Here is a 16,800-nt window from a genome sequence, read left to right on the forward strand (position 1 = left end):
CCGATGCAATTCTTCTCCCATGACGGGTTCGACTTCGCCTTCCTCGACCGCCTGCCGGCGTCGGGGGCGGGCGATCCGGTGCTGATGATCCACGGCTTTGCCTCCAGCCACTATGTCAACTGGGTATCGCCCGGCTGGTTCAAGACGCTGAACGATGCCGGCTATCGCGCCATCGCCTTCGACAATCGCGGCCACGGCTCGTCGTCGAAAAGCTATGACGAGGCCGACTACACCCCGGCCAAAATGGCTTCGGACGCGGCGGCCCTGCTCGACCATCTCGGCATCGGCCGCGCGCATGTCATGGGCTATTCGATGGGCGCGCGCATCGCGGCGTTCCTGGCGCTGTCCGATCCCGACAAGGTGGCGACGCTGGTCTTCGGCGGCCTCGGCATCGGCATGGTCGACGGCGTCGGCGACTGGGATCCGATCGCCGAGGCGCTGCTGGCCGACGATCCGGCCGCCACCAGCCATCCGCGCGGTCGCTCCTTTCGCGCCTTTGCCGATCAGACGCGCAGCGACCGCCGGGCATTGGCTGCCTGCATCGCCACGTCGCGCGAACTGCTCAGCGAACACGACATGACGCGCATCGCCCAACCGACGCTGATTGCGGTCGGGACGACAGACGATATCGGCGGCTCGCCCGACGAGCTCGCCGCGCTGATGCCGAATGCCAAGTCATTTCACATCGACGGCCGTGACCATATGCTGGCGGTGGGCGACAAGACCTTCAAGCAGCGGGTTTTGGAGTTTTATGCCGAGAATCCGCTTTAACCGGTAAGCGATTTTCGGGCGATATGGATTGGGCGGCCGGCGAGGGGTGGCAAACAATGGCACAATGGGGAAGAAGCGCCGACGCTCTGCCGGGCCCCGTCGTGACAAGCAAGTTCGGCAAGCGTTCCGTCATCCTGGCGCTGCTCGCCTTCGGTGCCGGTGTGATAGCGCTGACCACAATGGTGGCGCTGCCGACCCACGCATCCGAGCGTGCCCAGAACATCGCCACGGGTTTCTTCATGGCGGTTTTCCTGCTGGCAGGGCCGTTGGCGCATATTGCCGGATTGATTTTCGGGCTGATGGCGCTGGTGCGTTCGAACGATAGCCGCGTGCTTGGGGTCGTCGGCATCCTGCTCAACGGCGGCTCCCTGGCGGTTGGCTTCCTGCTGCTTGTGGCAATGGCATCGACGATAGGCGCTTTCACCTGATCGGGGACGAGTAATGGCCGGATGGGGAAGAAGCACGATAGCAATGCCCGGCGTGGTGGGGCGGAGCAGCTTGGGCAAACGCTCGGTGATCCTGGCCCTGCTGGCGTTCGCAATGGATTTTGCGGCGGTGGTCACGCTGGCGTTGATGCCAGGCGAGGCGTCGCTGGCCGCTCAAAACGTCCTCGGCGGGGTTTTTCTGGTGGTGTTTCTCGTTGCGGCGCCGCTGGCGCACATCACCGGCGTGGTTTTTGGCTTGATGGCACTGGGACGTTCAAACGACAATCATGTCCTCGGCATCGTCGGTATCCTCCTCAACGGGCTGTCGTTGGTGATCGGCCTGTTCTTTGTTTGGGCGGCGACCAAGTCCGTTGGCGCCTTCAGGTGATCGATCTTCGTCTGGCTTGCAGCCGGAGGCGGTGCCGCTTTGGTTGACCTTCTCGTCACCTATATGGACATGCGCCCGCGCGATTTGGCGCCTGCACGCGTCAGCCCTGCAGCAGCGACCACGGTGGCGCTGGAAAGGCTGGACAGCGCCGCTTACATCGACCTCTACCGCGCTGTCGGCGAGCCGGTGCAGTGGGACCAGCGGCTGCGCATGCCGGCGGAAGACCTCGAGCGCCTGCTGGCGCTGCCCTCGACACATATCCATGTGCTGCGCGTCGAGGGCGAGGCCGCTGGCCTGTGCGAATTCAACGGCGTCGGCCAGCCTGAGGTCGAGCTGGTTCATTTCGGGCTGGTTCCCGCCTTCCAGGGTCGCAGGCTCGGCCCGTTCCTGCTCGACCAGGCGCTTCGCGCCATCTGGTCGCGGGCGCCGCAAAGGGTCTGGCTTCATACCGACACATACGACCATCCGGCCGCGCAATCGGTCTACAGGCGCGCCGGTTTCAAAGCCTATGCGCAGCGCATGGGGACATTTCCGGATTAGGATTTGAGCGTTTCTAGAGACCGCGCCAGGTTTTGCCTGGCCTGGGGCTCGAACCTGTGGCGGAATTCCTGCGTGTGAAAAATATGCTGGCGCGCGAGGAAAGTCTTGAGAATCGCGCCGCGGCCGGCGCGCCACATAGGCTCCTCGACCCAGCCATATTCGCGTCGGACCGCTTGTTCATAGGCGTCGAAAGCGTCGGCTGACGCACCCAGTATCGCCAGGTCCATGTCGAGGAAAAGCGCTGCGTCGTGGAGGGCGTTCTCATCGGCAAGGCCCCGTGGTTGAAGGCTGGGCAGTTCATGCGTGGCAGTGGCGACGATCATCGCCGCGATGCGGCCGAGGCGCTCCGGATCGGTGCGGGCGGCAAGTTTGTCCTGCGCAAGTGCTGCACTCCTGGCCTCGTTGTCCTTGGCGCGGCTGTCATATATGGCGTCATGGAACCAGATTGCGGCTTCGACGGCGCCGGAATCATGCAGCGATGCTCGATATTCGTCCGCCAGCGCCAGCAACGCCTCGATATGGGCGAGGTTGTGATAGTGGCGATCCGGAGCTTGATAGAGCGCGGAGAGCGCGCGTTTCAGCGGAGCGTCGATCAAGGGTTCGTTTTCCATGGCGGCTTGAATTTCCGTGAACCAAATCCATTTCACCGAGCACTAAGGAAAATTGAGTTCAATCGTGCTATGATCTGGCTTATATGTGCCGCCGGAGAATAGGCAAGCGGCCAGGACGCAGGACAAGACGTCGATGAACAGCATCAGCATTTCCCGCCCCACAATGGTCCAGCCGGTCGATCCGATCTGGCGTTCGGTCCGCGACGAGGCGATGGAAGCGGTCAACCGCGACCCGCTTCTGGCGGCGTTCCTCTATTCGACCATCCTCAACCAGGAGAGCCTGGAGGAAGCTGTCATCCATCGGCTCGCCGAGCGGCTCGCGCATCAGGACATCGGCTCCGACCTCATCCGCCAGACGTTCAAGTCGATGCTGGCCGACGACAAGGAATGGTCGTCGATCGTGCGTGTCGACATCCAGGCCTATTACGACCGCGATCCGGCCTGCGACCGCTTCATCATGCCGGTGCTCTATTTCAAGGGTTTCCATGCGATCCAGACGCACAGGCTGGCACATTGGCTGTGGAATCAGGGCCGCAAGGATTTCGCGCTCTATCTGCAGAGCCGCTCGTCCTCGGTGTTCCAGACCGACATCAACCCGGCCGCCCGCATCGGCAAGGGCATCTTCATCGACCACGCCACCGGCCTCGTCGTCGGCGAGACGGCGGTGATCGAGGACGATGTGTCGATCCTGCATGGCGTGACGCTGGGCGGCACCGGCAAAGCCGGCGGCGACCGTCACCCCAAGATCCGTTACGGCGTACTGATCGGCGCCGGCGCCAAGATTCTCGGCAATATCGAGATCGGCCATTGCTCGAAGATCGCGGCAGGCTCGGTCGTGCTGTCGCCGGTGCCGCACAACAAGACGGTTGCCGGCGTACCGGCCCGCGTCGTCGGCGAGACCGGCTGCGACCAGCCTTCGCGCCAGATGGACCAGCTTTTGCCGTCGCAATCGATGGACCAGGTCGTCAGCTTCGACATCTGATTTGCAACACCCGGCGTGCCGGACTGAGTCCGGTTGCCGGCGCCGTTGCCCCTGGAGCATGATGCCGAAAAGTGTGAGGCGGTTTTCGGACGACATCATGCTCTACCTCCTTGATTTAGAGGCGGATTTGGATTCGACCTGAAATCATCCGGCCCCAGGGTTCGCGTTCTATCCAGCCGGCTTGCCTTTACATCGCCATTGTCGACGTGCCAGAAGCGCGTTCCAACGAGCAAGCCCGACGATCGGAGAAGACTTTTGAAGCCGGACGAAATCAGAAAGCTGGACGCCTATTTCAAGCGCGTCTTCCAGAATCCCAAACTCGAGGTGAAGGCGCGGCCGCGCAAGGAAGATTCGGCCGAGGTCTATGTCGGCGACGAGTTCCTCGGCATCGTCTTCAAGGACGAAGACGACGGCGACTATAATTTCTCGATGGCGATCCTCGACATCGATCTGGCCTGATCGCGGAACTGGGGATCGGAGTTGCCTATCTCCAACGAAGTGGGGAGATGAAGAGCAAGCCTCGGCGATCCTTCCCACCCCCCTCTGTCCTGCCAACGTTCGTAAACTTCTGCGCCGCTTCGCTTCGCCCGAACAGAGGCAGGCTAGCGCCCCGTCTTCAGGACNGTTGCCTATCTCCAACGAAGTGGGGAGATGAAGAGCAAGCCTCGGCGATCCTTCCCACCCCCCTCTGTCCTGCCGGACATCTCCCCCGCAAGGGGGGAGATCGGCAGTTCCTCGGCTCTTCTTCTGCAACCTCGATAATTGGCGAAAGCAGTGATGGGGGCGTAATTTCCCCCCTTGCGGGGGAGATGTCCGGCAGGACAGAGGGGGGTGCTGTCCCGCCAACGTTCGTAAACTTCTGCGCCGCTTCGCTTCGCCCGAACAGAGGCAGGCTAGCGCCCCGTCTTCAGGACGCGCGTGGCCTCGGCGACGATAGCGGCGTCAAGCGCTGGCCAGTTGCCCAGCAACTCCCGGGGAAAGCGGTAGGTCAGGCTGAGGCTGTCGCCGACCTGGATGTCCCGCTCGCAGGGCGCCAGCGATTCCTCGGCGCTCGGTCCGCTCAGGCAGCGGACGACGAACGGGTCCTTGCCGGCCCGGTCGGCGACCGCAAGCACCTCGTTGAGATAGCCTGATTTTTCGCTAAAGCCGTAAATCGTCGTGCCGCCGGGGCCGGGCGCGCCGGGCTGGCTGATCAGCGCGCTATAGATCGGCGCGAAACGGCCGCTCATGTCGCGCGACATCATCTGCGGCTCGAACGACAGGAAGATGATGTTTTTGGCGGCCCCCGTGTGGTTGAAATCGTCGCGGGCGGCTTCGCTGTAGCCGTCCATTTCGGGATAGCGCAGATAGAGGTCGAGGCGCGAAGCGATGCCGTCGCGCCGCGCCTGCAGGAAGCGGATGGCGTTGGCCGGCACGGCAATGACATTGTTGCCGATCACCACCTTGTGGACTGTGGTGTCGTCGGTGTAGCCGGCCATGGAGATCGAGCGGCCCAACCATTTTCCGCCAAGGCTGATCGCCAGCGACAGCAGCGCCAGTGCGGCAAAGGCATAGAACACCCGCTTCATCAGCACGGAATCGACGACGTTGAACTCTTCGGCGGTCGCTGCCTGCTTCATCGCAATCCCCATAGTCGCCGCCGTCTGTCCCTGGGCGGCACACATGCCGTGGCACGGCTCTTGCTGCGCTGGACGCGACTGTGCGATCTCATGGTAAACGGAAGGTAAAGATGAGCCTGCTGCTGCCCGTTCTCTTCGCTTCTGCCGTCGGCCTCACTGCCTGCGGGCTTACCGGGTCCGTGATGGAACTGGCGGCGGGCCGCCGGCTTGCCTTTGCCGAGCCTTATGTGTCGCCGGCGTACATCCTGCGCTCGCTGGCCGCGACCGCTTGCGCCGGTCCGTTCATGCTCGCCAACGATGCGCTCGATGCGCGGCGCGAAGGCCGCATTTCGATGCTGATGCTGGTGTCCTGCGGCTGCACGGTGATCGCCTGGGCGCTGGCGCTGGGCATCGTGCTGATCGCCATTGCCTCCTGGGGCATTGGCTCTCCTGGTGCGCTTCAGCTTTTGGTGGAATCGCTGGCGCGGTATTTGCCTTGAGGCAATTGCGGGGGAAAACCGGCACGCGGTTTTCCTCGGATTGTTCTAGGGTTTGTCCCGGCCTGCGACGAATCGGAGACTGCAAATGCCGACCTATGCAATCGACGGAAAAGCGCCCCGTTTCGAGGATCCCGACAGCAACTGGATCGCGCCCGATGCGACCTTGATCGGCGACATCAGCGTCGGTCGCAATGCCGGCTTCTGGTTTGGCGCAGTCATCCGCGGTGACAATGAGGCGATCGTCATCGGCGCCGACAGCAATGTCCAGGAACACACGGTGATGCACACCGATCCCGGTTTTCCCCTGACGATCGGGCAGGGCTGCACGATCGGCCACCGCGCCTTGCTGCATGGCTGCACGATCGGCGACAACAGCCTGATCGGCATGGGCGCCATCGTGCTCAACGGCGCCAGGATCGGCAAGAATTGCCTGGTCGGCGCCGGCGCGCTGGTCACCGAAGGCAAGGAGTTCCCCGACAATTGCCTGATCGTCGGCTCGCCCGCGCGGGTGATCAGGACGCTGGACGACGCCGCGGTCGCCAGGCTGCGCGCCTCGGCCGCGCACTATGTCGCCAACGGCAAGCGCTTCAAGGTGGGGCTGAAGAAGGCCTGAACTCTATTCCTGTTTGACGATGATCTTTTCCGAACGGCAGGTCAGCGCAGCAAAAACCGGTTCTCACTTTTCGCTGCCGCGGTCCTTCGGTTCGCGATCATGGTCCAGAAATGGTGGAGCCGGCCCGGGGACGGGGCCGGCTCCTTAAAACCCGGTCGTTGGGGACGGGGAGGGTGGGGACTCGACCGGGCTTTCTCGTTAGGCACGTCGCATTATTCGATGTGCTTGACCTCTGTGATGGCGTCCTAGCGAACGCTGGCAACCGCGTCGGCGCGACCGTCATTGATCGTCACCCACACGCCGGAATTCTGGTCGGACTGGCGCTTCAGGTAGGTGTAGTCGGTGTCGGTCCAGGACAGCACCTTGGACTCCAGATTGTCGAGGATGAACTCGCCGAGGCTGGTGCGCACGGTCAGCACCGCGTGGCCGTCGCCATTTTGTTGGCGCGCCACGGTCATCAAGAGATTGCCGGCGGGAACGCCGAGCGCCATCAATTCGCGGCGCTTCTCCAGCGCATAGTCCTCGCAGTCGCCGAAGCCGCTGTCGGGATAGGACCAGACCTCTTCCTTGCCCCACATTTCCATATCGGTGCGCGGCACGATCCGGGTGTTGACAGAATTGTTGACGTCGACGATCGCCGCCCACAGCTTGCGCGTCAGTTCGACGGGCGCCTGCTTCGGCGTGCGCTGAGCGCATTCCTGCGGCAGCTTCTGGCAGAATTCGTAGTGACCGACCGGCTGTGTCGTGCGGCCGCCAGTGTGCATGTAGGCCGGTCCTGCTGCTTGCGCCGTTCCCCAAGCGGAAAGCTGCATCGCCATTGCCAAGAGCAACAGCTTGCCCCACGTCTTTGCCATTCGTCAGTCTCCCCGTTTGAGGAGACAATGACAGCGTTGGATTTATTTGACGCAAAAACCCGAAGTAGACATTGAGTAAAACCTCAATAGAATACGCGTAAAATTTGATCTATTTGAGTATAAAATCGTTCAGGGTCTCGGCGTAAAACCGCGGTGTCGGGGCGCGGATTTCCGGGTGGAGCCGTGGATTTGCTGCGTGCCGCTACAAGCTGCAGAGGCAGGCGGAACGCCGGCAACAAAAAACCGGCCGCAGGGCCGGTTCGTTTTTGCTGCCTGTTGCCGATCGTTCAGGCGCGCGGGGCGTTGAACTCGGAATCGAGCGTTTCCGGGCGTTGGATGACGGCGAATTCGATGGCGACGCCATCCTCGAAATGACGCACCACCTGGCCACGCATGGTGCCTAGCATCACCTGGATGCCGAGCGCCGGCTTGACGTCGATCTCGACCGCCGCGCCCGATAGCGACAGGTCGATGATGCGGCACTGATACTGGCGCCCATCGGTGAGCTGCAGCACGCTTGTCGGGTTGCGCGGCGCCACGCGTTCGTGGCGGCGGTCTTCCGGCAGGTCGAGTTCATGCTTGTTGGCGAGCCAGGTCAACTGCGCGGCCAGTTTGTCCTTCTTGCGATCCGAGGCAATGACGGTCATGGCAAAGCCGTCCTGCGAAGTGCGCGTCACCACGCCCTCGATGCGGCCGATATGATCGATATAGGCAATGATCTTTTCGCCCGGCATGCCGACGCGCTCGGTGCGCAACGCGACATTGCCCGGTGACATATCGACGACCTGGCAAGGGTGTTCGGTGCGGTCCTCCAGCATGAAGCGCCCGTAGATCTTGACCCGGACGCGCTGAAAGTTACGCCTTTCGGCGCGGGACGGCGCGTATTCGACCGCCGCTGACCTCATGACTGCCTACACCCCGTTGGCATTCCCGCGTCGTGCGTGGAATCTCGGCCAAAACTACAGCCAAGCAGGTTAACAAAGGAGAAAAGTGGGTCGCCGATAGTTAAGATTAGCGCCGGCTTGGAGACTATTGCTCGCGCCCGCCGTCGAACACGACGAGGTGGCGGATACGGCGCGACCGACCGAGCGCCGAGATGGTCTCCGGCGCTTCGAGTTCGGGAGCCAACGACGGAACGGATATTTCCGGCCGGTTTTTCAGGAACATCGGTTCCTTGTCGGGATCGATGACCCGGATGGCGTCGATCAGCGCGTCGGTGATCGGGTCGGCGCCCAGCCAGAACGGCTTTTCCACGGCGCTGATGACGCCGAGGCAGCGCGGGTTCTCGACGCCGCCGTCGAGCGGCAGCGCAAGCAACTCGAAGTGGTTGGACCGGCCGCTGCGGCTGAACCCCTCATAAGTGATCGACACCACGGATTTCTGCTCGAAAACGCCGTGAATGAGGCGCGACACCAGCCGCTGGTCCTTCTCGCGCCATAACGAGGGGAACGAAAAACCCTTGAGCTCGCGGCCGTAGCCGGCGCAAAGCCTGGTGCCGGCAAGCCGGAACACCGCTTCGCCGCGCGTATCCCTTTCCAGGATGAAGGTGTCGGCCAAAAGCGCCTTGATATCGGCTGGTTCGACTTCCGAACGCTTTGGGGCAGGACGTCCATGACGCAGGCGATTCCAATAATGGAACAGCGCGATTGATCCGTTCTGGTTCATGCTATGAAACTCCGCGCATTCTGCCGTCTGATGGTCCCATCGGTGAACAGAAAGGGCGCCCTCCGATGACCTACATGCGTTCCGGAGCAGGATGCGTGCCAGCGTCGTTAAGACTTGTTCACGGGTCGGGGGCGTTAAGGTTAACAAGTGGTTTACGTTGCGCGCGCAGGCTTGCCATGGCACACCAAAACCACTCCAGAAGCGGTCGTTTCGCGACGACCAACAGCACTTCGGTCAATAGTTTAGGGGAGCAGGGGGCTCGACCAGCCGTTCAAGGGAAACCTTGGACGGCTTCTTTTTGATTCGCGCCCCTGGTGATTCGCGGTTGTGATTCGTAGTTTGTGATTTGTCCGGGCATGGCCTAGATGCTCGCGACTACACGCAAATCCCTGGATCAGAGCATATGAGCGAACCGGCCGGCCCCTTGGAGACCGAACAGACCGCGGAGGCGCCGCCGCCGCGCCGCGAGCCGGTGTTCAACCTGCCACCGGTGGTGCTGGCGGTGATCGGCATCTGCGTTGCCATCTTCCTGCTGCAGCAATATGTGCTGACCGAAGAGCAGCAGATAACATTGCTCACCGACGGCGCCTTCATTCCGGTCCTCTATACCGGCCAATACGGTTTCGACTGGTTCCTCTTCACCCGTCCTTTCACCTATGCCTTCATGCATGGCGGCGTTGCCCACATTGCCATCAACATGGTTGCGCTGGCCGCCTTCGGGTCGCCGCTGGCCAACCGTCTCGGCTGGTTCTGGTTCGCCTTGTTTTTCGCCGCCACCGGGCTGGCCGCGGTGGTGCTGTTCTGGGCGGTCCATCCATACGGCGAAGCACCGCTGGTCGGCGCTTCCGGGGCGATATCGGGCATGATGGGTGCGGCGGCTCGCTTCGGGTTCCGTACCGACCGCTCCTCCGGCAGGGCGGCCTTTGCCGGTCCCGTGCTGCCGATCGCAATCGTTTTGCGCATGCGCGGCGTCGTCAATTTTCTCGGCGCCTGGATGGTCATCAATCTCGCCACCGGCCTTTACGGTCTCGGGCTCGGAGAGCCCGGCCAGATCGCCTGGGAAGCGCACATTGGCGGCCTCGTCGCAGGCTTCTTCGGGTTGCGCTGGTTCGACCGGCGCTGGCGGGCGCCTGAATGGGAGATCCCCGACGACCAGCGCACCCCCGACTAGCGCACTCTATTGGCGCAGCCCACTGGCACACCCCACTGGCACACTTGAAAAGCAACCGATCACGGCGCACGATGTTCACTCTTATGTGAAGCCGGTCAGGGCGGGAGCTGGCTAGCCAAGCAGGAGGAGGAGGACGCCATGACGGTTAAGGCAATTCTCGAGAGAAAAGGCCATGACGTGTTCACGCTCGGGCCGAATGTAAAGCTCAGCGAAGCCATTCGAATCCTGGCCGACCACAAGATCGGTGCACTGGTCATCACCAATGGCGATCGCAAGATCGTCGGCATCCTTTCCGAGCGTGACATCGTGCGGGTCGTCGCCAGGGAAGGCGCTGCCGCACTTGATATAACGGTACGCTCGGCGATGACGCCGAAAGTGAAGATCTGCAACGAGAACCACACGGTCAACGAGGTGATGGAGATCATGACCAAAGGCCGTTTCCGCCATCTGCCGGTGGAAAAGGATGGGCTGCTCGACGGCATCGTGTCGATCGGCGACGTGGTCAAGCGCCGCATCGAGGATGTCGAGCGCGAGGCCGACGAAATCAGGGCCTATATCGCAACGGCCTGACCTGACGAAGAAACCGCCGACCGAATACCGGCCGGCGGCGTTCATTCTATCGGTTGCCGAGCGGCCGAAAGGGGCTGAAAAGACCAGCCCGCTGCTCTGCGCTGCTTTGGGCGCTTGTCTCGCGAAGCGGTTTGCACTAGCGAAGACCAATACCCAAATTCGCGAAAATCGCAGTTTTCGCGAGCCAAAAGCGCAGGCCACCATGACCCTTATCGATACCCGCACGCCCGATGCCAAACGTTTTATTCCCGGCGCTACCGGCGATTGGGAGATCATCATCGGCCTCGAGGTTCATGCGCAGGTGACCTCGGAAGCAAAGCTGTTTTCCGGGGCGTCGACGACTTTCGGCGCGGCGCCCAACGCCAATGTCAGCCTCGTCGACGCGGCCATGCCCGGCATGCTGCCGGTCATCAATGAGGAATGCGTCAAGCAGACGATCCGCACCGGCCTCGGATTGAAGGCGCAGATCAACCACAAGTCGGTGTTCGACCGGAAAAACTATTTCTATCCCGACCTGCCGCAGGGTTACCAGATATCGCAGTTCAAGCAGCCGATCGTCGGCGAAGGCACGATCGTCATTTCGGTCGGTCCCGACCGGCAGGGCGAGTTCGAGGACATCGAGATCGGCATCGAGCGCCTGCACCTGGAGCAGGACGCCGGCAAGTCGATGCACGATCAGCATCCCACCATGTCCTATGTCGATCTCAACCGCTCCGGCGTGGCGCTGATGGAGATTGTCTCCAAGCCCGACATGCGCTCCGCCGACGAGGCCAAGGCGTATGTCACCAAGCTGCGCACCATCGTGCGCTATCTCGGCACTTGCGACGGCAACATGGACGAAGGTTCGATGCGCGCCGACGTCAACGTCTCCGTTCGCAGGCCCGGCGGCGAATTCGGTACGCGCTGTGAGATCAAGAACGTCAACTCGATCCGCTTCATCGGCCAGGCCATCGAGTTCGAGGCGCGCCGCCAGATCGCCATCCTCGAGGATGGCGGCAAGATCGACCAGGAAACCAGGCTGTTCGACGCCGTCAAAGGCGAGACGCGCTCGATGCGCAGCAAGGAAGAGGCGCATGACTACCGCTACTTCCCCGATCCCGACCTTTTGCCGCTGGAGTTCGACCAGGCCTATGTCGACGCGCTGGCCAAGGAGTTGCCGGAACTGCCCGACGACAAGAAGGCGCGCCTGATCTCCTCACTTGGCCTGTCGATCTACGACGCCTCGATCCTGGTGTCGGAAAAGCCGATCGCCGACTATTTCGAGCAGGTGGCCTCGGGCCGCGACGGCAAGCTTGCCGCCAACTGGGTCATCAATGACCTGCTCGGCCAGCTTAACAAGGCCGGCAAGGACATTGAAAATGCTCCTGTAACACCGGAGCAGCTCGGTGCCGTGATCGACCTGATCAAGGAAGGCACCATCTCCGGCAAGATCGCCAAGGATCTGTTCGAGATCGTTTGGAACGAGGGCGGCGATCCGCGCCAGCTGGTCGAAAGCCGCGGCATGAAGCAGGTCACGGACACCGGCGCCATCGAGAAGGCGGTCGACGAAGTCATCGCCGCCAACCCCGACAAGGTCGAGCAGGCTCGCGCCAAGCCGACCATGGCCGGCTGGTTCGTCGGCCAGGTGATGAAAGCCACCGGCGGCAAGGCCAACCCGCAGGCGGTCAACGATCTGGTCAAGGCCAAGCTCGGTATCGAATAGAACAATGTTCGTCCGCACCGCCAGCGAACGTGACCTTGCCGCTGTCCGCGCGCTGCTGGTCGAAACCTGGCACGCAACCTACGACGCGATCTATGGCGCCCAGCGGGTGATCGAAATTATCGACGACTGGCATTCGATCGCCTCGCTCAAGGCGCGGCTGACAAGGCCGAACTCGGAATTCCTGGTCGCCGATGACGGCAAGCGTATCGGCGGCATGGCTTTTGCCGCCGCAACGACGGATGCGAAGATCGTGCTGCTGAACCAGCTCTATGTACTGCCGGCCTGCCAGCGGCAAGGCANACGACGGATGCGAAGATCGTGCTGCTGAACCAGCTCTATGTACTGCCGGCCTGCCAGCGGCAAGGCATCGGCCAGGCCTTGCTGGACGAGGTCGAAGCCAGCTTTCCCGAGGCGAACAGGTTGCGCGTCGAAGTGGAAGAGGCCAACGTGCCGGCCATCGCCTTCTACCGTTCGAAGGGATTTTTGCCGGTCGGCAGCACCGCCGATTGCGGCGGCGGTTCGGGGTTGCCGGCGCTGATCTTCGAGAAACCGCTGGGATAGGCGCCCGACGAAACGCTCAGTGCTGTCCTTTCAGCACGACCAGATAGCCGCGTTCCACCGGCTGCCGGAAGGCGATCTGTTCGGATGTGCCCGGATCTTTCGATTGCTTTTCGATGACGTAGCCGCCGGGGTGAGACTTAAGCCATTCCTCGGGCTTGTCGGCGTTCTCGAACGGCTTTTCTATTCGCCCAAGGAAACCGACCTCGCCCTGATAGTCGTAAGCGACGGCCCAGTCGGCGTCCTTTCGTTCGTCGATGAAGCTCGCCAGCGGCGCGAGATCGTAGCGTTTGAACACGGTTGCCGAGGCGGCGGCGTGGCCGACGGCGAAAAGGGCAAGCATGACAAAGGCCGTAGCCCTCAGCCTGGCGACTGAAATCTCGGCCATGAAGTAGCCCAGCAGAATGGTCGCGAACGGTAGTGCCGGCACGACATAGTGCGGCTGCTTGCCGGATATGGCACTGAAGACCAGCAGCACCGCAATGAACGAGAACGACAGCAGGCGCAGGGCACGCATATCCGGGGATTTCGTGTCGATCAGGCTGCGTATCCGGGCAGCCGGCTTCAGCCGCCACACCGGGGGGATAAAGGCCCAGGGCACGAACATGAGCGGCAACAGCATCAGGTAAAAGTAAAATGGGCGGCCATGCGAATTGTGCAGGCTTCCGGTAACCCGACCTGCCGACTGGTTCCACACGAGATCGTAGACGAAACTGCCCTTGGTCAGGATGGTCGCGGGCGCCAGCCATATGGCGACCGGGACAAGGGCGGCGAGAATTGCCAGGCCGGCTCCGGCAAAGAACTGCAAAGGGGCAAGGCCGGCTCGCCGGTCACGCCAGAGAGGATAGAGCAGGACGGGCGCGCCGATGTGAATGAGCACGACCGGGCCTTTGGCCAGCACGCCGAGCCCGATGAACAGACCCGCCAGCACCGCCTGCCACCGGTTGCCGGTCCTGGCGAAGGCCAGCAGCGCCAGCAGTGCGGCGACCACACAGGCCGTCAAAAGCATGTCGAACAGGATCAGGGTCGAATAGATGACAAAGACGGTGCTGCCGGCCACCAGCCAGGGGATGCGACTGGCGATGTCCGGGCGCTCGGGAAACAGGGTTTTGGCCAGAAGCGTCGTCAGCCAGATGACCAGCGACGAGGCGGCGAAGATGACGAGCATCGCCGCCGCGCGGCTCACACCGAAGATGTTCCAAGAGAGATCGATGAGCCAGAACAACAGCGGCGGCTTCTGCAGATAGGGCGCAAAGTTCATCGTCGGTACGAAGACATGTCCACCGAGATACATCTCCCAGGCGACGCTGAGATAGCGCGTCTCATCGACCGGCAGTAGCGGACGGAAAGCGAGCGCGATGCAAAGCAGGGCCAGCAGGAAGAGGTAAGGCAGCAGCCGTTCAATTCGTGTCGGTATCAAGTTCGGGGACCGCCCAGGAAATGGTTTCCACGTCCGGTCGTGCACGATGCACCGTCTCCGGACCGGAGCAGAACCGCACCATGATTTTGGCCGAATTGCAACGATGCCGGCTTGGTATTGTGGATTACGCCTGCGTACCGGCAAATAGTTGAAAAATTTGACGATTGGCTCCGAGTATGGCTTCAGGCCGAGCGCAGCGGCGGCGTCAATTCGCGCATCAGGAGTTCCAGCTCTCGCTGGTCGCCGGTGGCGGTCTTGTCGAAGATGGTTGCCAGCTGTGATTTGACGGTGCCGTCCGAGACGCCGCTGGCAGCCGCGATTTCACGCCGTGTCAGCCCGGCGGCGACATGGCCGGCGACACGCTTTTCCGCTGCGGTCAGTCCGAACAGCGCAGCGATCGCTTCCAGCGCCGGCACTGATGCGGCGCCGGCGGCGGCAATGAAAATGGCCGCGGCGGCGCGCGGCGATATGCGGGCCGAAATGTCGCGTCGCGCCAGAGGCATGACATGCGCCACCGCCGGAGACATGGCCTTCACCAGCGGAATGTTGATGCCGGACGGTCCGAGCGCGAATTCGTCGCGCGTGCCGAGCTGGACGGCGCGGCCGATGGCGGTGTTGGCGTTGGCATAAGCGAAGGACAGCTGGCCGCGCACCGAGGACACTGAGGCGGTTTCGGTGAGCAGGGCTTCGGCTGCCGGATTGGCGAAAATGATCTGCATGTCGTCGGAAACGATCAGCACTGGATGATCGAGGCACTCGACGATCGAGCGAAAGATGTCGGCCTTGCGCCGCTCGGCCTCGAACAGGTCGCCGATGGTCACCGCACGCCGGACATGGGGGGCGAGCGTGGACATCAGGTCGATATCCCTGGCTGAAATCTGGGGCCTGTCCTTGTCGGTAACCACCATCAGCGTGCCGGTGCGCGCCGGCTGCTTCATCAGCGCTACCCAGAAGAAATCGTCGAGACGGTTGGGTTCCACCCACTCGCGCACGATGCGGCTTTCGAGCCAGTTCTGGCGGGCGTCGGGGCCTTGCAGGGCGTAGACGCTATCGACGGTGAACGGCATGTCGATTTCCATCTTCGGCACCGCCTTGAAGAAGGGCACCTCGCAGGCGTAGTCGCGCTGCAGCGGCTCAAGCAGGACCGGATCGCCGCAGGAAGTCGAAAACCGGGCCGAGTTTCTCGCCGTATCGACGACCGCCAGCATGGCAAGCCGGCCGAGCGCCAATTTGCAGATTGATTCGAGCGTCGATGGCCAACGGCCGACATCGGCAATCGAATCGTAAATCGCTTCGACGATCTGCGGCAGGGCGCGACCGAATATGTTGGCTTGGACAGACACGTAGAGCCTCGTAAGTATTGCAGCGTAGTGGCAGGTAACACACTGTATCCGCCTGAGGTCGCACACAACATAGCCGGCTTGGTTAAGTCTGTGAAACGTCTCACAGCGGCGTTCGGTGTATTGTGAGCGCTTACGGGCTGGCCAGAACGTGCCTGATGAGCCGTTGTCTAAGAGCGCTCGGGCCGGTCTGCGATACAAATCAAAGTGAACGGAATTGGAATTTTTCAGGGAATAAATGAGGAAACTTCCACATTGTCGATCAACCTGGTTCTGCCAAGCCACGCCGCGGCAAGCAGGCGGCCATCGCCGTCACGCCGCCACGAGGTGAGCGTCAGGCTCTCGCGCGCGGCGACATAGTCGACGCTGTCGAAGCCTGCCTCGAGAAGCGCGGCAGTGGCTTTACCGGTCACGCCGTTTTCATCGGCACCGGCCGCGAGCGCTGCCGCCGTCTGGCGCAAGATGACATTGAGCTGTCGCGCGACGTCGAGTTCGGCGGCGTCGAGATAGGCGTTGCGCGACGACATTGCCAGGCCATGCGCATCGCGCACGGTTGGCGCGCCGACGATTTCCACCGGAAGGTCAAGATCGCGGCAGAGCTTTCGGACGACGCAAAGCTGCTGGTAGTCTTTTTCGCCGAAGATGGCGTAGTCGGGCAGGGCTTGCAGAAAGAGCTTGGCCACGACCGTCACGACGCCCTCGAAGAAGGTCGGCCTGAAATCCGATTCCAGGCCAGAAGACGGGCCGCCGACCGAAATCTTCGTCGCAAAGCCTGCCGGATACATTTCGGAAACCGTAGGCGTGAAGGCAAGCTGTGCGCCGGCCTCGGTCAGCCGGTCGAGATCGCGGGCCAGCTGCCGCGGATACTTGTCGAGATCTTCAGTGGGGGCGAACTGGGCCGGGTTGACGAAGATGGAGACGACGCAGCGATCGGCCGTTGCGAGCGCAGCCCCGACCAGCGAGATATGGCCGTCATGCAAAGCGCCCATGGTCGGCACCATGGCGACGCTCAGGCCTTCGCGCCGCCATTCGCGGATCTGCGCGCGAAGGCCGGGCACGGTGTCGACGACGAGCGGCTGGCGGATGGGGGGC

Annotated in this window: 19 protein-coding genes and 1 pseudogene; 12 read left to right on the forward strand and 8 right to left on the reverse strand. The window is 62.4% G+C overall.

Annotated features, from left to right (window positions below; all coding sequences use genetic code 11):
* The first annotated feature begins 3 nt into the window (after window positions 1-3).
* The 4 genes from X757_RS156175 to X757_RS156160 all read left to right on the forward strand — a co-directional run bounded on the left by X757_RS156175 (window position 4) and on the right by X757_RS156160 (window position 2,124).
* The gene (locus X757_RS156175; protein WP_023725755.1) at window positions 4-771 is read left to right on the forward strand and encodes an alpha/beta fold hydrolase; all 768 of its coding nucleotides are present in this window, start codon (window positions 4-6) and stop codon (window positions 769-771) included.
* Window positions 772-872: 101 nt separating this feature from the next.
* The gene (locus X757_RS156170; protein WP_156933418.1) at window positions 873-1,199 is read left to right on the forward strand and encodes a hypothetical protein; all 327 of its coding nucleotides are present in this window, start codon (window positions 873-875) and stop codon (window positions 1,197-1,199) included.
* Window positions 1,200-1,269: 70 nt separating this feature from the next.
* Window positions 1,270-1,584 (forward strand): hypothetical protein, encoded by a 315-nt coding sequence (locus X757_RS156165; protein WP_023822943.1) that lies wholly within the window; start codon window positions 1,270-1,272, stop codon window positions 1,582-1,584.
* Between the two features lie 39 nt (window positions 1,585-1,623).
* Window positions 1,624-2,124 carry a GNAT family N-acetyltransferase gene (locus tag X757_RS156160; RefSeq protein WP_023725758.1) on the forward strand — a complete coding sequence of 167 codons (501 nt, stop codon included), beginning with the start codon at window positions 1,624-1,626 and terminating at the stop codon, window positions 2,122-2,124.
* Here X757_RS156160 and X757_RS156155 read toward each other — a convergent pair.
* Complete coding sequence (locus X757_RS156155) at window positions 2,121-2,735, reverse strand: hypothetical protein (RefSeq protein WP_023725759.1); 615 nt, start codon at window positions 2,733-2,735, stop codon at window positions 2,121-2,123. The genes X757_RS156160 and X757_RS156155 overlap by 4 nt on opposite strands.
* Window positions 2,736-2,868: 133 nt before the next feature.
* Here X757_RS156155 and cysE point away from each other — a divergent pair, with 133 nt between their 5' ends.
* Window positions 2,869-3,717, forward strand: a complete 849-nt coding sequence (cysE, locus tag X757_RS156150) for a serine O-acetyltransferase (protein ID WP_023667506.1) — start codon at window positions 2,869-2,871, stop codon at window positions 3,715-3,717.
* Between the two features lie 255 nt (window positions 3,718-3,972).
* The gene (locus tag X757_RS156145; RefSeq protein WP_006200852.1) at window positions 3,973-4,176 is read left to right on the forward strand and encodes a DUF3126 family protein; all 204 of its coding nucleotides are present in this window, start codon (window positions 3,973-3,975) and stop codon (window positions 4,174-4,176) included.
* Window positions 4,177-4,610: 434 nt separating this feature from the next.
* Here X757_RS156145 and X757_RS156140 read toward each other — a convergent pair whose 3' ends face one another.
* Complete coding sequence (locus X757_RS156140) at window positions 4,611-5,336, reverse strand: hypothetical protein (RefSeq protein ID WP_023725760.1); 726 nt, start codon at window positions 5,334-5,336, stop codon at window positions 4,611-4,613.
* Window positions 5,337-5,446: 110 nt separating this feature from the next.
* Between X757_RS156140 and X757_RS156135 the strand changes: the two genes are divergently transcribed.
* Entirely contained in the window at window positions 5,447-5,815 is a 369-nt protein-coding gene (locus X757_RS156135) for a hypothetical protein (protein ID WP_023710584.1), read from the forward strand.
* A gap of 85 nt (window positions 5,816-5,900) precedes the next feature.
* Window positions 5,901-6,428: a gamma carbonic anhydrase family protein gene (locus X757_RS156130; RefSeq protein WP_023725761.1), complete on the forward strand. Its 528-nt coding sequence runs from the start codon at window positions 5,901-5,903 to the stop codon at window positions 6,426-6,428.
* A gap of 245 nt (window positions 6,429-6,673) precedes the next feature.
* Here the strand turns inward: X757_RS156130 and X757_RS156125 are convergent, their stop codons facing one another.
* The 3 genes from X757_RS156125 to X757_RS156115 form a co-directional block, all read right to left on the reverse strand.
* The gene (locus X757_RS156125; protein ID WP_023695381.1) at window positions 6,674-7,282 is read right to left on the reverse strand and encodes a transglutaminase-like cysteine peptidase; all 609 of its coding nucleotides are present in this window, start codon (window positions 7,280-7,282) and stop codon (window positions 6,674-6,676) included.
* A 287-nt stretch (window positions 7,283-7,569) separates the two neighbouring features.
* Window positions 7,570-8,187, reverse strand: a complete 618-nt coding sequence (locus tag X757_RS156120; RefSeq protein ID WP_023667501.1) for a PilZ domain-containing protein — start codon at window positions 8,185-8,187, stop codon at window positions 7,570-7,572.
* A 124-nt stretch (window positions 8,188-8,311) separates the two neighbouring features.
* Entirely contained in the window at window positions 8,312-8,947 is a 636-nt protein-coding gene (locus tag X757_RS156115) for a PAS domain-containing protein (RefSeq protein WP_023725762.1), read from the reverse strand.
* Between the two features lie 403 nt (window positions 8,948-9,350).
* On the opposite strand from X757_RS156115, the gene X757_RS156110 reads away from it, so the two are divergent.
* From X757_RS156110 to X757_RS01000000164660, 4 genes and pseudogenes are all read left to right on the forward strand, one after another.
* Window positions 9,351-10,118, forward strand: a complete 768-nt coding sequence (locus tag X757_RS156110) for a rhomboid family intramembrane serine protease (RefSeq protein ID WP_023695379.1) — start codon at window positions 9,351-9,353, stop codon at window positions 10,116-10,118.
* A 138-nt stretch (window positions 10,119-10,256) separates the two neighbouring features.
* Window positions 10,257-10,688: a CBS domain-containing protein gene (locus tag X757_RS156105; protein ID WP_023667498.1), complete on the forward strand. Its 432-nt coding sequence runs from the start codon at window positions 10,257-10,259 to the stop codon at window positions 10,686-10,688.
* 202 nt (window positions 10,689-10,890) lie between these two features.
* Window positions 10,891-12,390 (forward strand): Asp-tRNA(Asn)/Glu-tRNA(Gln) amidotransferase subunit GatB, encoded by a 1,500-nt coding sequence (gatB, locus tag X757_RS156100; protein ID WP_023725763.1) that lies wholly within the window; start codon window positions 10,891-10,893, stop codon window positions 12,388-12,390.
* Between the two features lie 4 nt (window positions 12,391-12,394).
* Window positions 12,395-12,951, forward strand: a pseudogene (locus tag X757_RS01000000164660) (N-acetyltransferase family protein).
* Between the two features lie 16 nt (window positions 12,952-12,967).
* On the opposite strand, the gene X757_RS156095 reads toward X757_RS01000000164660, so the two are convergent.
* From X757_RS156095 to panC, 3 genes are all read right to left on the reverse strand, one after another.
* Window positions 12,968-14,368: a glycosyltransferase family 39 protein gene (locus tag X757_RS156095; RefSeq protein ID WP_023725764.1), complete on the reverse strand. Its 1,401-nt coding sequence runs from the start codon at window positions 14,366-14,368 to the stop codon at window positions 12,968-12,970.
* Between the two features lie 182 nt (window positions 14,369-14,550).
* The gene (locus tag X757_RS156090; RefSeq protein ID WP_023725765.1) at window positions 14,551-15,711 is read right to left on the reverse strand and encodes a helix-turn-helix transcriptional regulator; all 1,161 of its coding nucleotides are present in this window, start codon (window positions 15,709-15,711) and stop codon (window positions 14,551-14,553) included.
* 224 nt (window positions 15,712-15,935) lie between these two features.
* Window positions 15,936-16,793: a pantoate--beta-alanine ligase gene (gene panC / locus X757_RS156085; RefSeq protein WP_023725766.1), complete on the reverse strand. Its 858-nt coding sequence runs from the start codon at window positions 16,791-16,793 to the stop codon at window positions 15,936-15,938.
* Window positions 16,794-16,800: the final 7 nt, after the last annotated feature.

The organism is Mesorhizobium sp. LSHC412B00 (assembly GCF_000503035.1).
Lineage (GTDB): Bacteria > Pseudomonadota > Alphaproteobacteria > Rhizobiales > Rhizobiaceae > Mesorhizobium.